The sequence below is a fragment of the Microcystis sp. M20BS1 genome (assembly GCF_020245305.1).
GTDB classification, from domain to species: Bacteria; Cyanobacteriota; Cyanobacteriia; order Cyanobacteriales; family Microcystaceae; genus Microcystis; species Microcystis ichthyoblabe_A.
Genome location: NZ_JADBUZ010000008.1, coordinates 1 through 7,294, shown reverse-complemented (window position 1 = coordinate 7,294; position 7,294 = coordinate 1). Strand labels below are relative to the sequence as shown.

The 7,294-nt window shown below is 44.8% G+C and carries 9 protein-coding genes; 5 read left to right on the top strand and 4 right to left on the bottom strand.

Going from position 1 to position 7,294, the window contains the following annotated elements; all coding sequences use genetic code 11:
* A partial coding sequence (locus tag IM507_RS00845) for a hypothetical protein (protein ID WP_287636333.1) occupies positions 1-250 on the top strand: 250 nt, incomplete at its 5' end.
* A gap of 11 nt (positions 251-261) precedes the next feature.
* Positions 262-3,231, top strand: coding sequence for a DUF3987 domain-containing protein (locus IM507_RS00840; RefSeq protein ID WP_287636331.1), 2,970 nt, complete (start codon positions 262-264; stop codon positions 3,229-3,231).
* 393 nt (positions 3,232-3,624) lie between these two features.
* Here IM507_RS00840 and IM507_RS00835 read toward each other — a convergent pair whose 3' ends face one another.
* The 4 genes from IM507_RS00835 to IM507_RS00820 all read right to left on the bottom strand — a co-directional run bounded on the left by IM507_RS00835 (position 3,625) and on the right by IM507_RS00820 (position 5,750).
* Positions 3,625-4,416, bottom strand: coding sequence for a DNA-binding protein (locus tag IM507_RS00835; RefSeq protein ID WP_287636330.1), 792 nt, complete (start codon positions 4,414-4,416; stop codon positions 3,625-3,627).
* Between the two features lie 95 nt (positions 4,417-4,511).
* Complete coding sequence (locus IM507_RS00830; RefSeq protein ID WP_287636328.1) at positions 4,512-5,057, bottom strand: tyrosine-type recombinase/integrase; 546 nt, start codon at positions 5,055-5,057, stop codon at positions 4,512-4,514.
* Positions 5,058-5,131: 74 nt separating this feature from the next.
* Complete coding sequence (locus IM507_RS00825) at positions 5,132-5,449, bottom strand: DUF4164 domain-containing protein (RefSeq protein ID WP_287636327.1); 318 nt, start codon at positions 5,447-5,449, stop codon at positions 5,132-5,134.
* Positions 5,442-5,750 carry a hypothetical protein gene (locus IM507_RS00820; RefSeq protein WP_287636326.1) on the bottom strand — a complete coding sequence of 103 codons (309 nt, stop codon included), beginning with the start codon at positions 5,748-5,750 and terminating at the stop codon, positions 5,442-5,444. The genes IM507_RS00825 and IM507_RS00820 overlap by 8 nt, the downstream gene beginning before the upstream one ends.
* 239 nt (positions 5,751-5,989) lie before the next feature.
* On the opposite strand from IM507_RS00820, the gene IM507_RS00815 reads away from it, so the two are divergent.
* From IM507_RS00815 to IM507_RS00805, 3 genes are all read left to right on the top strand, one after another.
* Complete coding sequence (locus IM507_RS00815; protein WP_185241218.1) at positions 5,990-6,484, top strand: hypothetical protein; 495 nt, start codon at positions 5,990-5,992, stop codon at positions 6,482-6,484.
* Positions 6,485-6,531: 47 nt separating this feature from the next.
* On the top strand, positions 6,532-6,756 hold the full coding sequence (locus IM507_RS00810) for a hypothetical protein (protein ID WP_287636324.1): 225 nt from the start codon (positions 6,532-6,534) through the stop codon (positions 6,754-6,756).
* Positions 6,757-6,956: 200 nt separating this feature from the next.
* On the top strand, positions 6,957-7,294 hold a 338-nt coding region (locus IM507_RS00805; protein ID WP_287636323.1), incomplete at its 3' end, for a hypothetical protein.

Below are 7,294 nucleotides of genomic sequence, written 5' to 3'. Positions count from 1 at the left end.
TGGGATCTTCGCGAAACTCGCAAAAAGGCAAGCCACGGACGGGTTGAGGTGCGCGATCGCCCAAGGGGAACTCACAACAGCCTTAGAAATCTTGGAAGTTGCCGGGCATCTTGATCAGGATGCGATCGCCGCTTTGAATCGTTACCGGGGGGATACCCACGGCAATGCCGGCAATGCCGGGGATGACTCAAATGTTCACCAAAAAACCACAGCGAGTAATGATCGCCGTGGTTTTACCTTTTGTAATTAAGGAATATCAAAATGTATAGCAAGTATAGCGAAAACAACGGAAAAAGTCTAGTCCCTGCTACCAAAAATAACCCATGCCCTCACTGTGGGAAACCCGATTGGTGTTACTCGATAGGCGATGTGACAGTCTGTAAGCGCAATTATGACCCCGCGCCCGGTTGGTACAAAACCAATGGGGCCGATGATGATGGTACACCCTACTACGCGCCTATCAAGGAAAAATGGGCTAAACCCCCGCGCCCGGCTAAAACTACCCATTATTACTATCCTGATCGGTCTGGTAATCTCTTAATCAGAGTAGTAAGGAAAGACGACGGTAACGGTAAAAAAAGCATCTATCAACAGCATTGGCACGGTAAGCAATGGGTTAACACCCTAGACAATGTTAAACGGGAGAATATACCCATTTATCGATACAAGGAAGTCAAAGAAGCAATAGCCAATGGGGAAAGTATTTTTATCGTTGAGGGTGAGGGTAAGGCTGATCTTCTATGGTCATTGGGTTTACCAGCAACCTGTAACCTAGCCGGTTCGGGAAAATGGCGAGAGTCAGACACTCAAGACTTAGAAGGGTCCAGCGTGATTTTATGTCCTGATCGGGATGTTCCCGGCGTGAAGCATTGTGAAGCTATAGCTAAGGACTTCCCCAACGCCCAATGGCTCTACTGTTTCCCCGATTCTCCCTTATGGAACCACTTACCAGAATCAAGGGGGGCTGATCTCAAAGATTGGATAGATGAAGGGGCCAGCAAAGAAGATATTATCAAGGGAATCGGTAAGAAAAAGCGTCTTAACCCGCAAAAAACAGAGAAATCGACTAATGTAGTCAGTCATCCCAAATTCAACCCAAAACCCCTCGAAACCGACAAATTAGGGGAAGCAATCAGTAATCTGATAAGTCAGAACCTCACCGGTTCCAAGCTTGAGATAAAACTCGCTTCGATCGCCCGTGAATTTAATCTGACACAACAGCAAGTTAACTCGATTTACCAGAAATCAATCGAGGAAAGCGATCGCTCGTTGGATTATGACGACGCTTTAAGTGAGCTTGAGTCGATTTATATAGCTGACACCGGTTCCCTTAATCTCGCTAAGATACTCCCGGAAAAGTTAGCCGCAGCCATTGGGCATCATGCCAGATTAACAGGATTAAGGCCAGAGGCTTATTTAACCGCGTTACTCAGTGGATTGTCATCTACCCTACACCCCGATACGGCCTTAAGCCTCTACCCTCAAACTAACTGGAAGGTCCCACCTAATCTTTATAGCGCGATCGTTGCCCTATCCGGTGAAGGAAAAAGCATTATCGGCCGCGCCATGATTTCTGATCCTCTCAAGGCCTTAATCGAATTGGATGATCAGGATTATGAGTCAAAAATCAGTCAGTATAAGGCCTCTCTAGCCAACTATGAGATGCTCAAAAAATCAAAGAACAAAGATGATTTAAGCGACTCATTCCCAGATGGACCACCGACAAAACCTACCCGGCGGATCAGGTATTTCTCAGGGGGAACCGGTGAGGGAATTGCCAGATATGCTGCGGGTAATCCTGACAAGGGGATGCTGTTATTTAAGGATGAAATCGCGGGACTGTTTAAGAGTGCTAACCAGTACCGGGGGGGCCGCGGGTCCGATAGCGAGGACATTCTGGAATACTACGATGGGACCCCCCCAATCACCCTGCGGGCCGACCCCGATAAAACGGTAGTATGCCGAAAAATTCTTTTATCGATTTATGGAACCGTACAACCGGGAGTATTAGAGAAGCTTCTAGGGGATAAAGAAGACTCTAGCGGCCAATGGTCACGGTTCTTATTTTGCCAACTTCCCCCCTCTAACCTTGATCTCGATATAGACGCGGCTTATCCTGACTTAACACCGATGCTGACAGATTTATATCGACAATTCGATCGCCTACCCGTGGCTTTTTACGACTTGTCACGCCCGGCACGGGAAAAATTTCTCGCGGCTGCGAACCGGCTAAAAAAAGAGTCTGAGAGTGAACAGCGCCCGGCTATGAGAAATGTACTGATTAAAGCGAGAGGGCTGATCGGACGCTTGGCTTTAAATCTTCATCTTACAAACTCCCTATTTAACAGCATTACCCCTTCCCTAGAGATTGGGGAAAAAATCATTGACGCGGCGATCGAATTGACTGAGTTTTATGTAAGTCAGGTAAGGGGGATGTATGTCAAACTATCGGATGATTTACCGAGCGCGTATGCAAGGATTTTGTCGGTAGCTAAAGAAACCGACTGGATAACACCTAATAACGCTCGAAAACGTGCTTTTAACACCAAAACCCGGCAAGACTACCCCACTACCCGGATAGCCGAAATTTTCAGGGAATTAAGCAATAAGGGATATGGGGAAGTCAGGAAAACCGCTCGATCGATCGAGTTTCGCTTGATTGGTACTCCAGACAAGGAAAATAACTTAAAAGGTGACAAGGGTGACTCAAAGGTGACTAAGGGTGACAGCATAGTCACCCCACTAAAACCCTTATCAGATAAGGAAACTAACTTAAAAGGTGACAAAGGTGACTCAAAAAATCACTTTGTCATAGAAACTACTAACCCACTGAGTGAGGATCACCCGGTCACTACGGAAAATTTAAAAGGTGATTATTTACTTAATAGCGAGTCACCCTTGTCACCTTTGTCACCTTTAGATGGTGAAACTCAATCACAGCAAGGCTTTACAAAAGGTGACTACCCTGATAACACTCAGTCACCCTTAGTCACCTTAGTCACCTTTAGCGAGTCACCCCACGACTCCGATCGCCCGGATGGTGACACTCAAAACCTCAAGCCGGATGACTACTGCTTTTATAAGGGCCGCTGCCATACCGTGATCAGCGTTAATGGTGTTTCAATCACCATTAAGGATTATTTGAGAGAAGATGACCCCTTCACGGTTGCCTTAGATGAAGTTACGCCGGACACTCCCGGCCCCAAGCGCGAGAAAAAGAAAAAAGCCTAATAGCGATCGCCTAGCTAAAGCCCAATCCCCCCCAAAACCAAAAACCGAAAAATTGCGTTTTTTTGGGCATTTTTCCCGTGGGAAGTCGGTTAACGCAGTTAATAGTACAAGTGTATTTGTGACAGTTAGTGTGACACTAAGGGTACTAATTGTACCCTGTACTATTAATGACTGGTACAGAAATGTGTACCAATGGTACCCTTTTTATCAAGGTGACAATTAGTCACCTGTACTGCTAACCAGTACACTCTCAACAAAGGTATATATTTTTTTTGTCGCTAGAGGAAAAACGCGCCGGGAATGGGTGCGATCAAAAGGTCCGAAAAAGAACCTACACTTTTTCTAACCCTGTACCTGACTAGGTTGTGACCAGTGGTACAGGGTGAAGCTGTGTCACTCAGGTAACACGGCTTGATACTCGTAAGGGTTGCCCTTGCTGCCGCGCCGCGTCTGTTTAGGCCAGTGTTCTCTTTTTGCCTTTTTCCTTAACCCTTCTTTGGTTTCGGGCCAACCGGAATAATGGCAGTCAAGTAAGTCATCGATGGTGTACCACGGTTTTGAATCAGTCACGGACTCGATCGCACTCGCTACCGTCTCAATAGATGAGTTAGGTTCTACACTCTCAACCGTTCCATCGATGGAAGCGATCGCGTCTGATGGTGACGGTGGTGACGGTGAAACTTCCGGGGTGACGGTTTCGATCGCCGGTCGGTCCGGTTCATCGGGGGGAAGGGAAGGGGAAGGGGGAAGGGGGGAAGTGGCGATCGAAGCCTCTCGCTGCATCCTTAATAATAATTCCATCTCATCTAACCTTTTTTCTAGTCCCAACAGTCGGTGAGAAAAACATGATCCCAACCTTGCGATCGACTCATCTAACCTACCATCTAAACCGTCATCTAACCTTTCCTCTAGCCTTGCCATTCTCTCAGATAGGGAAGTGATCAACTTTCCCACAGTAGCATCTAACCTCTCATCTAATAAATCATCTAACTCTGATTCTATAAGGCTTTTAAGCTTACCATCTAACTCAGCATCTAAACTACCATCTAAGCTATTGCCTAAGCTTGATTCTAACCCGTCCGTGAGAAACTGTTTAGCCGCGAGATTGTCAGTCAGCGCCGGGTAAAGCGTGCGAAGTTTATCGAGATAGCGATCGCTGATTGAAAAAGAAATTACTTTTGACATACATTTAATCTAATCTAAGATGATAGTATTATCATCTAATTAGCTTAGATGCTGTCATCTAAGTATAACACTTTGAGAATTGGCACTCGATCGCATTAAATGAACATTACCGCGTCCCTGACGTTTTGATCCGTGACTTCCAGATAAAAAGCTAGGGCTGCTAAAGATGAATGGCCACTAATTCGCTGAATAGTTCTCAGTGGCACGCCGGCCGCGTGCATTCTGGTCAACGCGGTCCTACGGAATGAATGGGTAGAAATTCCTTTTAATCCCAATCGATCGCAAGTTTGCCTAAGAACTAAGTCAGCATAAGCCGTCGTCAATGGTTTTGTTTTGAACCGACCGGGAAAAAGAAACTCGTTCGGAGATGCGATCGCCAGATAATCGTTAAGAATTTTTTCGAGATTGGGACTGATAGGAATAGAACGGCTGCCTTTTTTGCCTTTAGTCGAATTTTTTCGTAGTGTGATCACCCCGCCGGCTATGTCATCAACCCGTACCGACAAGGCCTCAGAGATTCTACACGCGCCATAGAGACAGATAGCAAACACAGCCCTATCCCTCTCGGAAAAAAGGCTAAATATAGCCTCTATCTCGCTGTCAGTCAGGATTTTTGCTTGGCCGTTGCGATCGCATTTCATTGATTGGTAAAGTTTCAAAATTACCAAGTCAGCGACGCTAAAAAACCCATGGGGTTCACGGGTAGGGGTTAGAGTCAGGGGTTAGGAAAAAAAACTATTTTTCCGAGTATGGTCAGTATTCCCGTTACCAAAATTCCGACAATACCAAGAAAAGCATTACTTGTAACATTCAACCGTCCATTTAGGTCATTAATGCGCTTTTCTGTCTCTATTACCTTAGAATCTAAGGCTTTAATATCTCCCCTTAACTCAGACTGCCCGATTTCTAACTTTGTAAGACGTTCCTCGATTTTGTCGAATTTTTGGCTAACATCTTTCTGGTAGCTGTCTATTTTCCCCTCGATCCTTGTCAGAACAGCTTCTAAGGAATAGGTCACGGTTTCGTTAGACATTGCCTAAACTCCTATTTTTCGTTGATGCCATTTCTCCTACCAATTCAGCGCGTAGGGAAGCGATCGCCGCGTTCATTTTAGCTTCGATCGCCGCGTCGATCTTTTCCTCGAAGTTGGGCAACTTGCTAGGGCTATCTCCGAAAAAGGTTTCGAGAATCTCTACTATGGCGGTTCCCATTGCCGGTTGAATGTTCCCGGCCTTATCTTTTCGAGTGATATTGTTTTGAGTGCAATACTTAGTAAGGCTGTCTTCTATATCTTTTGGGAGATAACAGGATACTGGTCTATTCTCAGTAGCCATGATTTTAATTGATTTAATACTAATACGTTACTTTTAAAGTCTAACCCTGTAAACTACTAAGTACAAGACTTATTAGATAAACTAATGGGGTTTAGTAAAATACCTGTAAAATACTAATTAATGGGTAGTTGACTTAGTAAGAGACTAGAAATATACTAAAGATATAAACCAAAAGCGACCGCTCTCGACTACCAATCAGAAAAGCGATCGCCTATCATCCAAAAAAGGATATCTCTATTATGAAGCTAATCTCAGCAATTGCGCTCGATCGTCCCCGCGAAGTCTCTACACGCTTCGGCCCGCGCTTAGTGATTGATTGCCTCAATCGTGACACTAACGAAAAATTCCCTATCTGGCGCGGGGTTGATGATGACTATTCCCGGAAGTATGTGATCAAAAATTCCCCTTTAACCGTCGGGGTTGACTCAAAAGGAAAATTTAACTTAATCGAAGACCCCGCGCTGGTCAGCTTAGGGCAGCCTCTCCCAGAGTCACCCATACCAGTCAAATCAGTACATAACACCAATCATGTAATCACTCAAAACAGCCCGCAAAACAGCGAGAGTGAGCTAACAGCCGATAAAAAGCGCGAAATTGCGTCTTATATCCAAGAAATGGCGAAATTATACGGGTTTTGTTTGCAACAAGCTGAAAGTCTAGGCGCGATTGACGAGGATCGTCGGGCGATCGCTACCACCCTGTTCATCTCGGCCCAGAAAAAATTCGCGCTCTAAATAATTAGGAATTGGGGGGTTAAATTCCCCCTAAATAGGAGTAAAAAATGGAAAAACACGAAATAGCCGCAATTTTGAGCGATACTCGCTACTTTTACCAAAATGAAAATGGCGATCGATTCTACGATATCGAGTGGAATTACAAAAACGGTTTTTTAGGCTTTTTAGCCCTACCCGTGGCCAAGTTTGGCAGTGAGGAAAAAGCCAAACGGTTCCAAAATCGAGCCAATGAAGTGCTAAGAGAGTTATTTGATCGAGAATTTACCGACTAACTTAGTAAATATTTTCAGTTGCCAGTTATCAGTTATTAGGTATCAGTCAAAATCGAAAAAGTTGCGGTTTTTAAGTAACAAGAATCTCTATTATGGTGAATTTTACTATATTTAAATTTTCGTTATTAGCTGACAGCTAACTGATAACTGATATTATTAAAAAACAACCCGGACGCTACTAACGCCGGGCAAAAAACCAAATGATACTTAACAAATTACCAGACTTTAGCGAAGTTGATGAAGTTTTCTCAACCGAGGAAAAAGATTTATCGCGAAATGGTCATTATGGTAAATTCTACCATAATCTGGAATCATCCGCAAAATGCCCACGATGCCAGAATTCAAGCGAATTGGTAGAGGACGGGCCGATTAGAACTCTCTATCGTTGTGAGAACTGTGGGATCTTCGCGAAACTCGCAAAAAGGCAAGCCACGGACGGGTTGAGGTGCGCGATCGCCCAAGGGGAACTCACAACAGCCTTAGAAATCTTGGAAGTTGCCGGGCATCTTGATCAGGATGCGATCGCCGCTTTGAATCG